This is a genomic window from Natronosalvus vescus, from assembly GCF_023973145.1.
Taxonomy (GTDB): domain Archaea; phylum Halobacteriota; class Halobacteria; order Halobacteriales; family Natrialbaceae; genus Natronosalvus; species Natronosalvus vescus.
The window spans coordinates 3,480,418-3,497,936 of record NZ_CP099546.1 but is presented as its reverse complement, the minus strand read 5'-3'; the positions used below and the strand labels follow the sequence as shown (position 1 = coordinate 3,497,936).

At 61.1% G+C, this 17,519-nt stretch carries 16 protein-coding genes and 2 pseudogenes; 7 read left to right on the top strand and 11 right to left on the bottom strand.

Annotated features, from left to right (window positions below; genetic code table 11):
• Window positions 1–190: 190 nt before the first annotated feature.
• Window positions 191–736, top strand: coding sequence for a DUF7344 domain-containing protein (locus NGM68_RS18265; RefSeq protein ID WP_311136042.1), 546 nt, complete (start codon window positions 191–193; stop codon window positions 734–736).
• Window positions 737–778: 42 nt separating this feature from the next.
• Here NGM68_RS18265 and NGM68_RS16545 read toward each other — a convergent pair whose 3' ends face one another.
• Window positions 779–2,053: a DUF2238 domain-containing protein gene (locus NGM68_RS16545; protein ID WP_252699324.1), complete on the bottom strand. Its 1,275-nt coding sequence runs from the start codon at window positions 2,051–2,053 to the stop codon at window positions 779–781.
• A gap of 259 nt (window positions 2,054–2,312) precedes the next feature.
• On the opposite strand from NGM68_RS16545, the gene NGM68_RS16540 reads away from it, so the two are divergent.
• On the top strand, window positions 2,313–2,951 hold the full coding sequence (locus tag NGM68_RS16540) for a metal-dependent hydrolase (RefSeq protein ID WP_252699323.1): 639 nt from the start codon (window positions 2,313–2,315) through the stop codon (window positions 2,949–2,951).
• Between the two features lie 252 nt (window positions 2,952–3,203).
• Complete coding sequence (locus tag NGM68_RS16535; protein ID WP_252701445.1) at window positions 3,204–3,791, top strand: glycosyltransferase; 588 nt, start codon at window positions 3,204–3,206, stop codon at window positions 3,789–3,791.
• A 263-nt stretch (window positions 3,792–4,054) separates the two neighbouring features.
• Here the strand turns inward: NGM68_RS16535 and NGM68_RS16530 are convergent, their stop codons facing one another.
• From NGM68_RS16530 to NGM68_RS16485, 10 genes and pseudogenes are all read right to left on the bottom strand, one after another.
• Window positions 4,055–5,206: an acyl-CoA dehydrogenase family protein gene (locus NGM68_RS16530; protein WP_252699322.1), complete on the bottom strand. Its 1,152-nt coding sequence runs from the start codon at window positions 5,204–5,206 to the stop codon at window positions 4,055–4,057.
• A 181-nt stretch (window positions 5,207–5,387) separates the two neighbouring features.
• Window positions 5,388–5,597: pseudogene (locus NGM68_RS16525) on the bottom strand (HTTM domain-containing protein); the annotation flags it as partial.
• Window positions 5,598–5,767: 170 nt separating this feature from the next.
• Window positions 5,768–7,099 (bottom strand): ATP-grasp domain-containing protein, encoded by a 1,332-nt coding sequence (locus tag NGM68_RS16520; protein ID WP_252699321.1) that lies wholly within the window; start codon window positions 7,097–7,099, stop codon window positions 5,768–5,770.
• A gap of 239 nt (window positions 7,100–7,338) precedes the next feature.
• Window positions 7,339–8,082 carry an ABC transporter ATP-binding protein gene (locus NGM68_RS16515; protein WP_425493627.1) on the bottom strand — a complete coding sequence of 248 codons (744 nt, stop codon included), beginning with the start codon at window positions 8,080–8,082 and terminating at the stop codon, window positions 7,339–7,341.
• 365 nt (window positions 8,083–8,447) lie between these two features.
• Window positions 8,448–8,897: a universal stress protein gene (locus NGM68_RS16510; RefSeq protein WP_252699319.1), complete on the bottom strand. Its 450-nt coding sequence runs from the start codon at window positions 8,895–8,897 to the stop codon at window positions 8,448–8,450.
• 117 nt (window positions 8,898–9,014) lie between these two features.
• A complete protein-coding gene (locus tag NGM68_RS16505) occupies window positions 9,015–9,653 on the bottom strand; it encodes a hypothetical protein (RefSeq protein WP_252699318.1) in 639 nt (212 codons plus the stop codon).
• Between the two features lie 127 nt (window positions 9,654–9,780).
• Window positions 9,781–10,803 carry an amino acid ABC transporter permease gene (locus tag NGM68_RS16500; protein WP_252699317.1) on the bottom strand — a complete coding sequence of 341 codons (1,023 nt, stop codon included), beginning with the start codon at window positions 10,801–10,803 and terminating at the stop codon, window positions 9,781–9,783.
• A complete protein-coding gene (locus NGM68_RS16495; RefSeq protein ID WP_252699316.1) occupies window positions 10,800–11,534 on the bottom strand; it encodes an amino acid ABC transporter ATP-binding protein in 735 nt (244 codons plus the stop codon). The genes NGM68_RS16500 and NGM68_RS16495 overlap by 4 nt, the downstream gene beginning before the upstream one ends.
• Complete coding sequence (locus NGM68_RS16490; RefSeq protein WP_252699315.1) at window positions 11,531–12,247, bottom strand: amino acid ABC transporter permease; 717 nt, start codon at window positions 12,245–12,247, stop codon at window positions 11,531–11,533. The genes NGM68_RS16495 and NGM68_RS16490 overlap by 4 nt, the downstream gene beginning before the upstream one ends.
• A 7-nt stretch (window positions 12,248–12,254) precedes the next feature.
• On the bottom strand, window positions 12,255–13,034 hold the full coding sequence (locus tag NGM68_RS16485) for a basic amino acid ABC transporter substrate-binding protein (RefSeq protein ID WP_252699314.1): 780 nt from the start codon (window positions 13,032–13,034) through the stop codon (window positions 12,255–12,257).
• A 397-nt stretch (window positions 13,035–13,431) separates the two neighbouring features.
• On the opposite strand from NGM68_RS16485, the gene NGM68_RS16480 reads away from it, so the two are divergent.
• From NGM68_RS16480 to NGM68_RS16465, 4 genes and pseudogenes are all read left to right on the top strand, one after another.
• A complete protein-coding gene (locus tag NGM68_RS16480) occupies window positions 13,432–14,799 on the top strand; it encodes a metallophosphoesterase (RefSeq protein WP_252699313.1) in 1,368 nt (455 codons plus the stop codon).
• Window positions 14,800–15,047: 248 nt separating this feature from the next.
• Window positions 15,048–15,404, top strand: a pseudogene (locus NGM68_RS16475) (DUF5789 family protein).
• Window positions 15,405–15,579: 175 nt separating this feature from the next.
• Entirely contained in the window at window positions 15,580–16,935 is a 1,356-nt protein-coding gene (locus NGM68_RS16470; RefSeq protein ID WP_252699312.1) for a sodium-dependent transporter, read from the top strand.
• A 237-nt stretch (window positions 16,936–17,172) separates the two neighbouring features.
• Window positions 17,173–17,343 (top strand): hypothetical protein, encoded by a 171-nt coding sequence (locus NGM68_RS16465; protein WP_252699311.1) that lies wholly within the window; start codon window positions 17,173–17,175, stop codon window positions 17,341–17,343.
• Window positions 17,344–17,519: the final 176 nt, after the last annotated feature.

Here is a 17,519-nt window from a genome sequence, read left to right as displayed (position 1 = left end):
ACTCTCGAGAGTACTGCTGAGTGCGATCCACGAGGTCGACGAACACTCGAGATAATCACGAACTGTCCTGGACGTAAAAGTAATCCCGTAGGTGGTCGAGCACGATGTCCAAACGTGCATCGTCGCTCGTCAGCCCCGAGCAGCCGTTCGGTGAGTTCTGTAAGCCATCGAATGCAGCCGTTTTCACGAGGTGCTCGTTCCATTCATCGTCGATCTGGAGTACTATCCGCTGGCCGTCGATCCGACAACCGGCGTGCACTTCAAGGAGGCCTACGACACGACGAGACGGGTATACCTTGCACTTGTATGGACTGCCCGGTCGGCCTCTCGTTGTGAGATGGTGACAATTATACTTTATAAACCGATGGGGCTAAATTGGTTGTCTGCCTCTTACCGGCAAATGGTCACGCTGGACACCGTCTTCACTCTTCTCAGCGACGAGCGGCGTCGATATGCGCTCTACTATCTGCACGAACAAGACGGCCCAGTCGCCGTCGAAGAACTGGTCGCTGTGATCGCTGACTGGGAAGAGAACCCACCCGGGTCGGAACTATCGTGGGACGAGTTCGACAATATCGCGATCGATCTGAAACACACGCACCTCCCTAAAACCGACGAGGTGGAGTTCATCCAGTACTGCCCGGACGAAGAGGTCGTGCAGGTGCAGGGTGCGCCGCCAAAGTTCGAGGCGTTCGTGACGGTCGCCCGTATGCTCGAGCAACCCGACAAAAGCTAACCGCGGTGAGGCGCGCAGGAAACCATCGTACCACCGAGCGTCTCACCGATCGACCCAGTCCTCCAGTCGGTCGGTCACGACGTCGGTGAGATTGGTGAGGTAGGGGAGCCCCCAGACGGCGACCACGACGGCGCCGAACGTGTTGAACACGAGATCCGTCATCGTATCGTCCAGGCCGTGCTGGGCCAGGGGCATCTCGAGGCCGGTGGCATTTGCGATGAGGTCGAACCCGAACTCGCCGATCTCCCAGAACACGCCGAAGGAGAGGACGAAGACGACGACGAATCCAGGTACCAGTTCTGGCGGGACGTGGATCTCGTCACGGTGTTCATCGATGACACGAATCGCGATGTATCCCAGTCCACCGACGAGCGTCGCCGAAAGCGGGTGCGTGAGGTTGTGCCACCAGAACGATCGATCGTAGATGTAAAACGAGCCGATCGCGTGCAAAAAGACGACGAGCGTGATCCAGAGGGTGAGCCCCGCGTCGAACGGTAGGTCGTAGCGACGACGGAGCATCGTGGGCACGAACGTGATCGCGAGCATCCCGCCGGCATTAGATATCACACCGACGTCGAGGTTGAAGAGCCCATAGACGAAGATAGCGACCATACCGAGACGGAGCGTCTGGATGAGGCCGAACTGGACGCGCCCGGAGAGGGGAAGGCGTTCTTCCAGCGGCGGGTGACCGTCGATGTCCGCTTCGATCGCGAACACATGCTCCTCGACGCCATCGACGGGCGCTGAGACGAGTTCTTCGCCGGGGAACCCCCGATAGTACAGGTCGAAACAGACGCCAGCGATGATCCCCGCGACAGTCGCCGTGATCAGTAGCCACATGAGTTCCGTATTCCCGGCTAGAATTGTCGTCCCCGCAGCGAGATCCTGTACCCAGGTGAGTATCGCCCAGATGGCCGCGATCGCCGCGGAGACCATCGCAACCACGGTCACGGCGAGCCATCGTTCGAAGCGAACCTCGGTGAGGGCGTGCACCTCGAGCGTCAGTGCGAGTGCGAGTATCGCCGCCCCGGCATAGATGACGAGTTGTCGAGTCAAGAGGTCGGGGGCAGCGATCGCCGCAAGCAACGGTGCAACGGCGACCACAGTCACCTCCCAGGGGAGGGCTGCCCGTCTCGTCTCGAGGACGATCATTGGCACGAGTGCGACGGTGACGACGGTCGCTGCGAACAGCGTTTCGTGGACGAGTTGCTCGAGTATCGCGTAGCCGCCGATCAGGAGGACGACGGCGATCGCGACCCAGGAGAGGTAGGCGTTCGATTTTTCGCCGTGTAAGGCTCGAGATGGAGTACGTGACATCGCTTCGCTTGACAATGGGTTCGTTCAATCCGACGGGCAGTACGACCGATGATACGCTCGTACCGTCCGTCGTGGGTAAAGCCCGAGGCTTGCAGAGTAGGGGTGATGAACTGGTGGCGAGACGTGTACGCTGAAACTGGTTGCGAGACGTGTACCGTGAAACTGGTGGTGCGACGTGTACCGTGAGCCACCCGTTGCTCGCTTGCGCGATCACGCGAGACTCCTTTAAGACTCCCGTTCGAAGACAGTTTACCCGACGATGATGGCCACGACTCACGCGTTCGCCGCCCTCGCTGTCGCCGCCATCGTTGCGATCGTCCTGCCGGAGTTCGCGTTCGTGATCGCCGTCGCCGCGATCGCCGGGGGCATATTTCCCGATCTCGACCTCTACGCGGGACACCGGCGAAACCTCCACTTCCCGATCTACTACTGGGTTCTCGGAGCCGTGAGCGCCGTCGTTGCAATCCTCGTCACAACGCCGACGACGATCGGACTCTCGATCTTCGTCCTCGCAGCCGGTATGCACTCCACCATGGACGTCTTCGGCGGCGGACTCGAGCTCAAACCCTGGGAGGGGACGTCCGATCGGGCAGTGTACAGCCATTACCACGATCGGTGGCTCGAGCCCCGACGCTGGATCCGGTACGACGGTGCACCCGAGGATCTGCTGCTGTCGGGCCTGCTCGTCATCCCGGCAGCACTGGTTTTCGGCGACCCGATCGATACGGTCGTACTGGGACTGCTCGCGGTGTCGGTCGGGTACGTGCTGGTTCGGAAGCCGCTGGTCGTCGTTGCCGAGAGGGTGCTCGAGCGAATCCCGGAACCGGTATTTGACGCCATTCCGGATCAGGTGCTCCCGATGGACGAGGCCGATCTCGAACGCTTTCGCGAGAGATGAACATGGAAAATGAAACCAGAACCACTGCATCGAGTCGGGTCGCTCCGCTGAGCCACCCGGCGGATAAAGCTTCCAGAACTCCTTGGCACTGGATCTCTTCGATCCGTTTAGCAAGACTCGAATTACGGTCTCAATGTCACCGACAAATCACACGTGTGGTGACGACAACCTGATGACGATGACCGAACCAGTAGTCAGTTTCATCATCCCGGCGAAAACGAAGCACCGTACCTCGGTCGTGCGCTCTCGAGCATCGAGAGCCTCGAGACGACCGTCCCGATTGAAGTGATCGTCGTGGACGGTGGCTCGGTCGACGACACCGTGGCGATCGCTCGTGAGTACGACGCCACAGTGATCGAGGGATCCGATTCGAGTATCGCCGCCGGACGGAATCGCGGGGCGGAATACGCGAGCGGTCAGTGGTTCGCGTTCGTCGACGCCGATACACGAGTCCGACCGGACTACCTCCCGACTATGCTCGAGTTCGTCGAGGCGAACGACCTGACTGTGGCCTCAGCCCGATGTCGGGTAACCGGCCCCAGTCGAGCCAAGCTCGTGGAGCTGACGATCAATCACGTCTTTCCCCGACTCGAGCGACCGGTACTCCCGGGATTCAACTTCTTCGTCCACCACCGGACGTTCGACCGGTTCGACGGCTTTCCGACGGTGCCGAACGAGGATACGGCATTGAGCAGGGAGCTTGGCGCGACGGTGTCGACGGAGTACTGTCCCGAAGTGTTGGTGGAAACGTCGGGCCGACGAATCGCCGAACAGGGATTGACCGGAACGCTGTGGTATTACACTCGGCTCGACGCTCAGCGCGTCCGAGCCGAGTACTGATGGCGGCAGTCCCTCCTACGATATTTCCGTTCCTACCGCTCGAGACGACTCATACCGCTCGGGCCATCTCTCACGTCGAGACGCCTCCTACCGCTCGAGTTGCCCCATTTCGTGTGTACACTGGAACTGAGTCGGATGTCGATGCTTCTCGAGCCCCCGCAGTGAAGGCGAACTTTAGAACGCGAACTCTCGGACGAAACATCCGTCCTGACGGGTTTTGCGGAACCACTGCCCTCAGAAATGAGGATCTTTCCAACTCCGACTCACGGCCGTTGCCGGTAAATCAGGTTCCGCTGGACTTCGTTCGCCCCCTCGTAGATTACCGGCACCCGGGCGTCGCGGTAGAGTCGGGCGATTCGCCGATCGTTCAGGACGGAGCGACCACCGTGGAACTGCATCCCCTGCTCGGTGATCGAAACCGCAGCCTCCGTCGCCTTGGTTTTCGTCAGTGCGGCCCAGTAGCCGGGGTGATCGTCGGCCTGCACCTTTTCACAGGCCCGCCAAGCGAGCGCTCGGGCGCTTTCGAACTCCATGAGCATATCAGCGAGCCCGTGCTGAACGGCCTGGAACTCGTTGATCGTCCGACCGAACTCCTCGCGCTCGTGCGTGAACGACCAGGCTTCCTCGATAGCGGCGGCAGCGATTCCGAGACCGTGCCCCGCTACGATGACCCGGCCGTGGTTGAAGAAATCCGCGAGCATCATGAAGCCCGCTCCCTCGTAGCCAACGAGGTTCTCCCCGGGTATGCGGCAGTCGTCGAACGAAATGTGTGCCTGTTTCGAGGCCCGCATCGCCATCTTTTCGGGGATGTGTTCGGCCTGGTATCCGTCGCTGTCGGTCGGGACGATGAACATCGAGTGGTTCCCGTAGCGGTTGTCCTCGTCGTCACCGGTACGCGCGTACACCGTCACCCAGTCGGCTTCGACGCCGTTCCCGATCCAGTACTTCTCGCCGTCGAGCACCCACTCGTCGCCGTCTTTCTCCGCCCTCGTCTGCATCCCGGCGAGGTCGCTGCCCGTTTCGGGCTCGGAGACGGCCAAGCCGGAGATCTGGTCGCCCTGTGCTACCGGCTTCACGTACGCCTCACACTGGTCTTCGCTGCCGAACTTGTAGGTAATTTCACACCCGAAACTCGCCAACTGGAGCGTGAGTGCGATCCCCGCGTCAGCACGATAGAACTCCTCGGTTACCGCCAGCAACTGGGCTAAGTCGAGTCCGCGTCCGCCCCACCCCTCCGGGATATCCTGTGCGACCAGATTTGCCTCCTGGCCCGCCTCGAGAATTTCCGTCGGGTACTCCCCGGATACGAAGTGCTCCTCGGCGTTCGGTTCGATGTACTCCGTTGCGAAGTCTCGAGCCTCCGCTTTAACGTCGCGGGCGTGTTCCGGAACGAGGCTCTCATCCAGGACGTCCATATCCGGTTGTCGGTTCCAGGCGGGAAGTGCATATTGGAACCGAGGGTGAATGTATCGAGAAGAAGGCAAAGCGGTTGTCGGGTTTTTCTCCTGCATCCTAGCTCGCGGGATGCTATCGCTTCTGCTCTCATTCGAGTCGGCGCTCCGACGATCCGAGACGAGAAAACCGTTGGTGGCGATTTTGCGTTGCGAGGGCCTGTGGAACGACGCCGTTCTCGGTGTAGAAGAACGAAAAGTTTCGCGCCCGGAGCAGCAGGTTGGCCAGAATCAAGAGAGCCACACCGATTCGAAAGACGGCCAGTGTCCGCGTGTCGATCCGTACGCATCCTACCAGGAACGCGCGAAAACTGGCTCCCGTCCGGTGAACGCTGGCTCGCACCGACTCCGTCATTCGTGTGTAACCGTCTCGTCGGGTGTCATATGCTTTGCCGTCTGCAGGTCGTTGGATCCGGCGACCCGATGACTCGAGTGAGCGTTAGCTGAGAGTCAGTTTCAGCCCAATCGAGTGGTGGTTTAGCCCAATCGAGTAATGAGCGGAGCGGTTCCTCCCGCCCATCTCGATCATTTCCCGAGCGTTTCCGTGGATCCGTCCTGGTACCGAGTCCCGACGTCGATCTGAAAGTCGGCGAGCACGTCTCGGCCGAGCAACAGTGGATACGTTGCCTCGGCTCTATCTTCGACCTGTGCGTTTACAGTTTGCTCGGTTCCCGCTATCCCGACGACCACGTCGACGATCGGCTTCCGTTCGTTCCGCCCGTCTTGATCGCTACCGGCGTCGCTGACCTGTATGGGGCCGGCCCCAATTGCGGCGGCGAGCTGGAGATCGATACGCGTCTGCGACGCCACCGGTTCAGCGCGACCGATCACCGTCTTCGTATCGGTGGTGCCGCTAATGACGACCCGTTCCGTGAGCCCGATCGTCGGTGATTCGCCTTCGATCGGCTCGACGGTCATTGGCACACACGATGGGATTGAGTCATCGAGCGTCGATTGCAACATCGCTACCAACGTGGTGTCGACTGACCCGCCGGCCCGCTCGATCGCCAGTTTCGCGATGTGAGGGGCCGGACTCCGTCCCGTCGCTTGAAAGAGGCCTTTGAATCCAGCGGTTGGGTTCACCTCGAGGACGAACCACCCGTCATTCCCTTCGATGAGATCCACACCGGCACAGTCCAGACCGACTGCGTCCGTCGCCCGTTTCGCGATGGTATCGACTCCATCGGGAAGTGTTTCGGTCGCGTCCTCCGCATGGCCGCCTCGAGCGATGTTCGTCCGCCAGTCGTCGTCGGCGGCGTAGCGGTACATCGCGCCTACGATCGAGCCATCAACCACGTAGACCCGGAGATCTCGTGGACGCTCGCGGTCGGTGTGAACGAGTTCCTGCAGGAACGCCCGTCGCGTGCCGACGGTTCCGGTGATCAGATCGGTCTGGCGAACCTTCCACGCGCCGCCACCGTGCGTACCGACGGTTGTTTTGTACACGAACTCATCGCCGAACGTGGGACTGATCTGTCCGAGCATGGTCGTCCCGAGTGCGAGGGCCGTTTCGGGTACCGGCACGTCGTCGTCGACCATCGCCGCGGCGGACGCGATCTTGTGGGATGCGAGTGCCGCCGCATCGGGGTCGTTTACCATCGGCCGAAACCGGGCGATGGTGTTTGCGAATCCAACTGCTTCCGTCGGTTGTTTCGCCGTCGACAACAGTAACCGGTTGACCACTACGTCCACGTCGGGCTCGAGGACGAATTGACCGTTCGTGAACCTGATGAGGACGTTCTTTTCGCGAAGCCAGACTGGCTCGTGTCCGAAATCCTCCACGGCGTTGAGAATCGCCTTCGACTCCTTGCTATCGTGAAAGCTCAGGACGCCGACCCGAACCGGGTGTTCGGCCATGGTGCTCTACTATACGTGTTTCACGGGCATAACGTATTCACCTGACCACCTGGCCGCCATCGAACGCTCGCGTCGAATCAGGGTCGATCCCACTCGACACGAACAAGTTGACCCTACTGGGCCGTTCGAGAGAAATCACTCGAGGGAGTGGAGCGTTCAGTGGTCAGGATCCTCTTGTCCAACGTCCGCAGGGGCGGGTATCCTGGACATTGCTCTCCCGAAACCCAATCGCGAATCATTTACCCACCGAGATACAGTTCGGCGACCTCGGGATGATCGAGCAGTTCGTTCGCGGCTCCCTCGAACCGAACCGTCCCCTGATCGAGAACGTACCCACGATCGGAAATGCCGAGTCCGTCGCGGGCATTCTGCTCGACCATCAGGATAGCCGTCCCCATCTCGTTTACCGTCCGAACGCTATCGAAGACGTCCGCAACGATCGACGGTGCTAAGCCGGCTGACGGTTCGTCGATGAACAACACGTCGGGTTCCATAACGAGTGCCCGCGCGAGGGCGAGCACCTGTCGTTGGCCGCCCGATAGCGTTCTGGCCTTTGCCTGTTGCTTCTCCTCGAGCATAGGGAATCGCTCGTACAATGACCCGATAACGGCTGAAAGCCCCGAATCTCGAGCGACCCCACCCATCCGAAGGTTCTCTTCGATGGTCAGCGACCCGAACACGTTCTCGGTCTGGGGAACGAATCCGAGTCCTTTTCTGACGAGTTCCGCCGGCTCGACGCCCCCGATTGACTCACCCCGAAACCGGACGTCGCCGACCCAGGGCTGGTTCAATCCGAAGGCCGTGCGGAGTACCGTCGACTTTCCCGCCCCATTCGGTCCGATGAGACAGACGATTTCCCCGGGTTCGATGTGGAGTGTAAGATCGTACAGCACCTGCAGATCACCGTAGCCGCTGTCGACTCCCTCCAGTGCGAGCACCGCATCGTCCGGTACCACTTCCGGCCAGCCACTTCCATGACTTATATTTTTGGGTCATTGTCCGTGAGAGTGACCGCGAACGGCAGTGAGCGACGAAGAGACGTTTCACGTGATTTAACAGGGCACCCCTCCTCGAGCGAGCGTCAGAGTCAGGCGAGTACAACCACAGGAGATTGCTTGCAACGAAGATGGGGGAGGGACGTCGCTTGACTGGCGGCCGATTACTTTCTCTCAGGAATGAATCGATAGAAAACTGGCCTCGGCACTCATAGGGCTCGTCATTACCGGATGCCGAGTCCGGTTCGGAGCGAGTGGGTCGTCATCGGCCACTCGAGGCTAGTACCGTCCGGCCAATGATCCTTTCTCTCTGCGTTCCCTTTCCACCTCGTCTCATCCCCTCGAGTTCTCGCTCAGTCACCCATTCGCACTGTAAGCACCGGCACGTCACTTTTGCGGACGACCTTTTCGGTCACGCTCCCGAGCACGAGCCGACCGGCACCGGAGCGACCGTGGGTACCCATGACGATGGCGTCGATGCCGTTTCCTTCGACGTAGTCGAGGATCTCTTCGTTTGGCTTGCCGTACTCGATCGATGTCCGTACGTCGACGCCCAGCTCCGCGCCACGCTCGACGACCTCGTCGACGGCCGTCTGCCCTTCCTGTTCCTGTTTCTCGACGACGGTGTCCCACTCGGCACTGGCCGGTGAGCTCCCGGCACCGAACCCCCCGAGCGGAATCGGTTCGACGACGAACAGCGCGTGGACGGTCGCGTCGGTTAGACGGGCCAGGGCGAGTCCTTCGTCGATGGCCGCCCGAGCCGGGGTACTTCCGTCGGTGGGGATCACGATATTATCGTACATAGCAGTGCTCTATACGGCGTCTAACACCATATAACGCCAGGAACAGAGCGAGAGACGATGGTGAGGTCTCGACCGCGAAGTACCGTACTGCGCCTCGAGACGCGACGGTAGCTGGCACTACTCACTGGGTTCCCAGTCCTCGGCCGCCCCTTCCCCGTACTCCAGCTGAAGGGTCGTTCCCGTCTGGCACGTCCCGCCGAAGAACCGATCCTTCTCGTACTCCGCAACCAGCGTCGTTCGCGCGATACGATCGCCCGCGGAAACGACTACCGGATCGAACTCGCTGGCAAATCGATACACCCGTGGGTACGGCTCCGGGTCGTCGATCGACAGTTCCCACTCGAGCTCGTCCCGCTGTTCTCGATTCGCGTACGTGAACGCTGGATTGCTGTCCGTTCGCTGTGCGTTCGAATCGAACGCCGTGATCTCACCCAGAATGCGTGACCAGTCGTGAGTCGCACGGAATCGGCTGTGGGGTCGATCCTCGTCGTGGGATTCGACGCGACACCGGGTCGAGAGGGTGAACCCTGAGCCGTCGTCGTGCTCGAAGAGGAGCGCAGTGACTTCGACGTATCCTTCGTCCGGTCGCCACTCGACGGAATCGCTCGCAGCGACCGTCGCGTCGACAGTTGGGAGTGCCGGCCGGTCAGGCTTCAGTGTGTGCGTCCCGTCGCTGCCGGTAACCACCGTGCAGCCGCCGAACGCGGCGGCCACCGTTGCCGTGGCGGTGGCGAGAAGGGTGCGTCTGGAGGGCATACTGTACCGATTCGAACAGGTCGTGTTTGGTTCTTTCGTTCTCACCAACAGGAATTGAATCGATGACCAAACCAGTTGGCGCTACTGCGCTCGGAGCATCGATTTGCCTTGGCCGCTCGAGGCGCGTTCACCCCCGTCGAGAGGAGGTTCCGAGCCCCGGAATTGACACCGCGCGCTCGAGTCGCCCCATCGCGAGCGCTGTCGTCAACACGAGTGCGAGATAAAACAGCGCGGCGATGATGTAGATGTCGGTGAACTGGAACGTGCTCGAGCCGATGTTTCTGGCCTGGCGGAAGAGTTCGGGGACGGTGATGAACGCCGCGAGCGAGGAGTACTTGATGAGGTAGACGAACTCGTTGGTCCAGCCCGGGATGGCGAAGCGAAGTCCCTGGGGTAACACGACGTGGCGGATTCCCTGGAGCCTCGAGAGGCCGACCGAACGGGCGGCCGTCAGCTGCCCGGGGTCGACCGACTGGAGGGCCGACCGGATGTACTCCGCCTGGTAGGCCGAGGAGTTGATCGTGAAGCCAACGATGGCGACGAAGATGGCGGCCCGCGGAATCCCGCCGTAGCCGACGAATCCGAAGCTATCGAAAAAGCCCGCCAGCGGCAGCCCGAAGTAGAGTAAAAAGAGCTGAGCGAGCAGCGGCGTTCCCCGAATGAGTTCGGTGTACGCCAGCGACACGCGGCTCAGAACGGGGCCGCCGTAGATCCGCGCCACGGCCGCTGGCACGGCGATGAACAGGCCAAAGAACATCGAGAGGACGGTGAGGTAGACCGTGATGAACGCCCCTGCGGCCAGCGCCGGTGCCGACTCCGCGGCGAACGCGGCGAGTTCGAACAGCCACGCGACCCACTCGAGCGGAATTCCCGCGGGGCCGAGCGTCACCGCCACGCCAGCAACCGACTCAGCTGCGGCTTCGAACGGAGCGGCGGGTATCCAGGGCTCTCGCTGGCGAACGCCCAGATCCGATCGGATGAGATTCGGGAGCCCAAGACCCGAGAACACCCAATCGAGGATCGAGTTGTGGTAGGCCCAGCGAGCGAGCAGCCACGCCCAGAAGAGAACGCCGACCGCCCCGACGACGAGCCGCTTCCGTCCCGGAAGGGTGCCGACCGCCCTGCCGCGATACGCCTCCTCCATCGTCATTGATGAACGCTCGTGAGGTCGCCGAGGAACGCTCGAGTGCGATCGTGTTCCGGGTCGTCGAACAATGACTCTGGCGGCCCACGCTCGACGATCCGGCCCTTATCGAGGAACGTGAGCGTCGACGCGGCCGAGCGGGCGAAGCCCATCTCGTGGGTGACACAGAGCATGGTCATCCCCTCCTCGGCGAGATCCCGCATAACCTCGAGTACCTCGCCGATCAGCTCCGGATCCAGCGCGCTCGTCGGCTCGTCGAAGAGGATCAGTTCGGGATCCATCGCCAGCGCTCGCGCGATGCCGACCCGCTGTTGTTGCCCGCCCGATAGCTCTGCCGGGTAGGAGTCGACCTGGTCGCCGAGACCGACGCGCTCGAGGTAGTCGTGGGCTCTGGCGTCGGCTTCCTCTGAAGAGAGCTCGAGCACCTGGGTCAACCCCAGCGTGATATTCCCGAGGGCCGTCCGGTGGGCGAACAGGCTGAAGTCCTGGAAGACCATCCCGACGCGACGCCGCAGGTCGTTCTCGTCGATGTCGTGAATCTCGACGTCGTTGAGGTAGATCGCGCCGTCGTCGATCTCGGTCAGCCGATTGATACACCGGAGCATCGTCGATTTCCCCGACCCGCTCGGGCCGACGATCACTTCGACGTCCTGGCGCTCCATCTCGAAGCTGACGTCGTGCAGTACCGCCTCGTCGCCGTAGGATTTGTCGACGTGTTCGACACGTAAGAGACTCATTCGTTCCCTCCGGGAACCGCGTAGCGTTCGTGGAGCCGATCGAGCGTCCGGTTGGTCGTGAACGTCAACACGAAGTAGATCGCGCTGATCACGATGATGACCTCCATCACCGCCGTATCTCGACCGGGTTGGAGGTACAGCCGTTCTGCTCGCGTAAGCAATTCGGCGAGGCCAATTGCGAAGGCGACGCTCGTATCCTTGAGGACGATCGTGAACTCGTTCTGGAAGCCGGGGATCGACCGCCGGATCGCCTGCGGGAAGATGACGTGGCGAATTGACTGTCGCTCGCTCATGCCGACCGAGCGGGCGGCCTCCATCTGCCCGGAACTGATCGACTGGATTGCCCCACGGAACACCTGCCCTTGATAGGCGGCGCTCCGGAGCCCCAGTGCGAGCGTTGCCGCGGCGAACGCCTTGAGGTCGAAGTCCAGCAGCGGCATCGATCCCAGACGCGGGATCGGCAGTCCGAAGTAAAAGAGGACGATCAGAACGACGATCGGCGTCCCCCGAAGCACGACGCCGACGGTACTCACGACCTCGCGGAGCCAGCCCGATCCGTACACCTCGATGGCACCGGCGGGAAAGCCCGCGAGAAAGCCGAGAGACAGGCTGGTGAGCGTGAGCAAGATGGTGACGATCGTCCCCTCCAGGAGAAATTCCCAGTTGGCGAAGACGAACTCCCAGTCGCTCACTTCCAGTACGACGGCGTCCATCTATGCCTCACTCGAACCAGTTTTCGACGAGCTCCTCGTAGGTTCCGTCGTCCTGAATCTCGGCGAGGGCGTCGTTGATGTCCCCGATTCGATCGTCGTCCTGGCGCATGCCGAGGCCGAACTCCTCGCCGGTTTCGATGACGAACGCGATTTCGACATCCCGTCCCTCCTCGAAGTTTTCGGCGACGGGGATGTCGACGACGATGGCGTCCACGTTCTGGTTCTCGAGATCCTGCACCGCGAGGGTGTAGTTGTCGTACTGGCGGAAGTCGTCGCCGTCGACGATGCCGTCCTCGATGAGCGCCTCGACTTCGCCCTCACCGGTCGTGCCACTTTGGGCACCGACGATGGCTCCCTCGAGATCCTCGACGTCGTTCGGATCGAGGTCGCCGTCGGCGTGGACGAGGACTGCCTGGTCGGATTCGTAGTACGGGTCGGAGAACGCGATCGTCTCGGCTCGCTCGTCGGTGATCGTCATCGCGGCCGCGATGAGGTCGATATCGTCTTCCGTGAGCGACGGGATGAGCGAGTCGAACTCGATGTCGGTCCAGTCACCGACCTCGTAGCCCGCTCGGTCGATGGCCTCTTCGGCGAGGTCGATGTCGAACCCGACCAGTTCACCGTCTTCGGTGAATTCGAACGGTGGGAAGCCCGAGGCGGTTCCCGGGACGATGACGTCCTCGCCGCCGCCGATGTCTCCGAGACAGCCGGCGACGACGGCCGTTGCACCAGCGGCACCCACGGTCTGCAGGTAGGCGCGACGATCCATCTGGAATCTGCGAGTCATACTCTAACGTCGTATGAGTCACGTTTCAACGTTTCGCACTAGCACGCCCCTAATTGCGTGGTATCGAACAATATCACCCTGTCCGACCGATCTGCAAAGCTTCTCGAGACGCGTGTGTCACGACATCTTCGGAGTGGCCGTTAGAGGAGACGCCACTGGAGACACGACGGCGGTCGTGAACCGGTGCCCAGACTCGTACGCCCGTTGAAATTCGAAGAGTGCCCCTGAAACGACCCGGGCAACAGCCGGATGCACACGATCACCAGCATCACTCGAGTCCACCGGGTGGGATACGTCGGTCACTACCCATCCAGTACGAGGGACATCCTGTGTACGGGCTGACTCGAACCACTATCGAAGGCAACATTCTTTGAATGGGAACGGAGATGTGGACGTAATGGCCCCCGATACCGATGACCGGGTTTACTACGTCATCAGCGACCTCCACATCGGCGGCGACGAGCAACTCGAGGACGTCGAGTTTCTCGACGAACTGCTCGCCTTCCTCGAGCGACTCGAGAAGACCGACGAAGACGCCGAGTTGATCATCAACGGCGACGCGTTCGGTCTCTGGGAGTTTACGACAGTCGACGGTCTCGAGAAGTTCGACGTCCTCGAGCGGACGTATCCGGAGCTGTTCGAGCAGTTTCGGGCAACCGGGGAGAACGTACACATCACGTTGATGCCGGGCAATCACGACCACGAACTGGCGGCGTACGACGAGTACGTCGATCGGTTTGCTGCGTACAACGTCGACCTGGTGCAAGAACAGTCGACCACGCGGGCGGTTGGCGAGCAGGTGATCCACTTCGAACACGGCCACCAGCGCGATGACAACAACCGGATCGAGGACTGGGGGAACCCACACGCGACGCCCCTGGGCTACTTCTACAACACCCTCGTCACCAGCCGTGCCGGTCAGCTCTCCGATCGTGGACGGTACAACTGGCTGAAGGACGTCCAGGCGGTCACCCCGACCGAACGAATGCCCGTCTGGCTCTTCTCGAAGTACTTCTACCGTGAGATGAATCCGCTGTTGCGCTACTCGCTGGTGCCGTTCTTGCTGTTGTTCAACATCAGCGCCCTCCTCGCGATTCTCGTCGGACTGGATCTGGCCGGCGTCTGGTCGGCACCGATCGAGCAGACGACGACGTTCCTCGGGCAGTTCGGCAGAGCCGGCACCGCCGCGTGGTTCTTCTTCGCGATCAACATCGCCGTCGCCGGGTTGTTGTTGCTCGTGGGAATTCCGCTGTATTTCATCCGCCGGGACGTCAGAAAGACCGTCAACCGCTTTGGCGTGTTCGAAACCGACCTCACCGTCGACCCCGAAGCCCCCTACGAGGAAGCCGCTCGAGAGATCTTTACCGAGCGTCCGGAGACGACGATTTTCTGTTACGGCCACACCCACCGACCGGGGATTCAGGAGGTCGATGGCGGCGTCCTCGTCAATTCGGGAACGTGGCTCAAACGACTCCACCGTCGGGACGGGATCATCGGTATCCTGCCGCCGGTGTTCTATCCGTCCTACCAGCTCGCAGCCGTTCGGATCGCGCCCGCAGCCGAAGCAGATGCCGACGGCGTTGCCGTGGGCTTCGAACAGTTCACGAAATCGAGTCCGGCCTCGGAGGAACTGACACGCACCGAGCGCTTTTTCACCGTCGGGAGGGAGCCCAACCCCGAACTCCCCGGTCGGTACGTCGTCGAAACGTCAAAATCGGGCACCAGAGCGGCTACCGCAGAGGCCACCACGGAACAGTCTCGCTGAGACCGTTCTCGTCCAGTGTTGCTTCCTCTTCCATCCCTTCCTGCTATCTCGAGAATCGATGATGGCCCGAGCAGCTGTGTCGGGAACGTACCAGTGACGGCTCGAGGAAAACACACCAGATAGGGGCTCGAGGCGTCGAGCACCAGCGGTATCTCGAGACCGTGACCCACACACGCGCTTGCCAGCCACTCGCTTTTCCGACCGACCGTCATAGCGCTGGCCATGACGAGGAACCCAGCCGAGACCGCGTGCAGGATCGAGCAGAAGCCCGGAAACGCGACCGAGCCGACACCGTCGAATCGATCCTCGAGGACGTCGAGCGTCACCTTGGCGAGGTCGAATACCCCGTCAGCAGCGAGGAACGCGCGACCGAGTACGCCCTGGATTCGATCGACCTTCCCAACGAGACGGAGTCCCTCGGCAGCGTCTTCGACCGCCTCGCCGGCGAAACCTTCGAGTCCCCTGTCGAGGTTCGCGAGGCCGTCTAGGGGGAACTCACCGGGAAGGCAGGCGGTCGCAACGAGGCAAATCCGGAACGCGACCTCGAGCGACTCGGGGCGGAGAAACAGGGATCCCTCGACGAGGGCAGTGCCGATCAGTCATGACGTTTTCGAGGGCGATCCAGCGCGGTTCAGAGAGCGCGTTCTCGTACGTCAGAACGCAGGTCGATCGAAGCGGTCGTGGTGCACACAACACATTCTCACACTCGAGACTGTTGGTTGAATGTGAAGAATTAACAGGTCCCAAAGCGTTTAAAAGGCCCATTGTGGTGGCCAGCATATGGGTCAACGCGAAACCTGGGCCACCAGGACGGGCTTTGTCCTGGCAGCCGTCGGCAGCGCAGTTGGACTGGGAAACATCTGGCGATTCCCGTTCGTCACCGGCGAAAGCGGCGGGGCCGGATTTCTCCTGATCTATTTGCTGTTCGTCGCGCTAATTGGACTCCCGGTTATTCTCGTGGAGTTCGTCATTGGGCGGCACACCAAGCGGAATCCGGTTGGAGCGCTCCGAGAAATCGGGAGCGGTGCCTGGCGATACGTCGGCTGGATCTTCGTCGTCACGACGTTCGTCATCATGTCCTACTACAGCGTCGTCGCCGGCTGGACGATCCGCTATACGATTCTCGGTCTCCAGGGAGACTACGTGAGCGACGTCGACGGGGCCGGTGGGCAGTTCCTCGAGCTCGCACAGGGCGTCGAGGCGATGGCCTTCCACGCGCTGTTCTTGCTCATCGTCGTCGCCATCGTCGGCTTCGGCATCCGTCGCGGGATCGAACTCGCGGTGAAGGTGATGGTGCCGGCGATCATCGCGATCACCGTCGGCCTCGCCCTCTGGGCGTTCACCCTCGAGGGGGCCTCGGAAGCGTACAGCTACTATCTCTCACCCGACTTCCAGCAACTCGCCGCCGACTGGACGACCGTCCTGCCCGCCGCTGCCGGACAGGCGTTTTTCACGCTGTCTCTCGGCTTCGGGATCATGATCACGTACGCCTCCTATCTCGGCTCTGACCGAAACCTGGCCGAAGACGGGGTGGTGATCATCGGCTTCGACACCGCCATCGCGGTCGTCGTCGGCCTGGTCGTCTTCCCGATTCTCTTCACTGCCGGTGTCGACCCGGGAGATCCAGGTGCCGGTGCGATCTTCATCAGCCTCTCTGCGGCCTTCGGTGAACTTCCGCTCGGTGGCATCATCGGTGCCATCTTCTTCGGTACCGTCGCCATCGCAGCGCTCTCGAGCGCGATCAGTCTGACCGAGGTCGTCGTCTCCTACGCCATCGACGAACGCGGCATGGATCGACTGACAGCCACCCTCGCCGTCTGCGGTGGCCTGTTCGTCCTCGGCCTGCTCCCCGCCTGGGATCTCGTTCTCCTCGACCTCCTGGACGGGTTCGCCGACGGCATCCTGCTGTTGCTGGGTGGCCTGCTCATTTCGGCATACGTCGCCTGGTTCTGGGCCGACGACGCAATCGAGGAACTCGGACGCGGTATCGGCCCGCTCGGGAACCTCGGGACGTACTGGATCTGGGCCGTTCGCGTCCCAGTCTTGATCGTCCTCTTCGTCTCACTGCTCCTCGGCGTGCTCGATTACGTCGAGTTCCTCCAGACCGATTTCGCAGAGTGGCTCGAGGATCTGTGACCTGATCGGAACACCTCGAGTTGGTCTGTGTAATCTTCAACGGTTGATACGAATTGGGTGCTGAATTTAGAGGGTGAGTTCAGCACGGCGCCCACGTTCATTTCACACCTTCAGGCGAATCCAACCGGTACATACAGCTGTTTGTTGAACAGCAGTATCCAATGTAGGATTCTGAAACCAAAGTCATGCGTAGGTCAACCAGAATGTACTTACTTAGTCAGTCTTACTGAACCTACAATGGCTGGAGCAGCATTACAACGATTTGGTATCCTCACTGTGCTGTTTGGGGGCTTCTCCGTGTTTATTGGTCCATCTGGAATGGAGACTGCAGCGACGATCATGCTGATCGGATTCATTATTGGGATTTTTGGTTTCGGGATTGAGGTAATGTCCGCTATGGATAAGTAGACCTCCTAGATGAGTTCTGATACTGGCTACTGTATACCCTGTACTGACCGATCACTAACCCTCGCAGATCCCGCCTCAGTCTGTGCCACATTCGCGCTCTGTATTCAGCACGACTCCTGAAACCGATCACCAGCTAAGGGTTCAACAGAGCCTCACGAAATTCTTCGACGGTGATC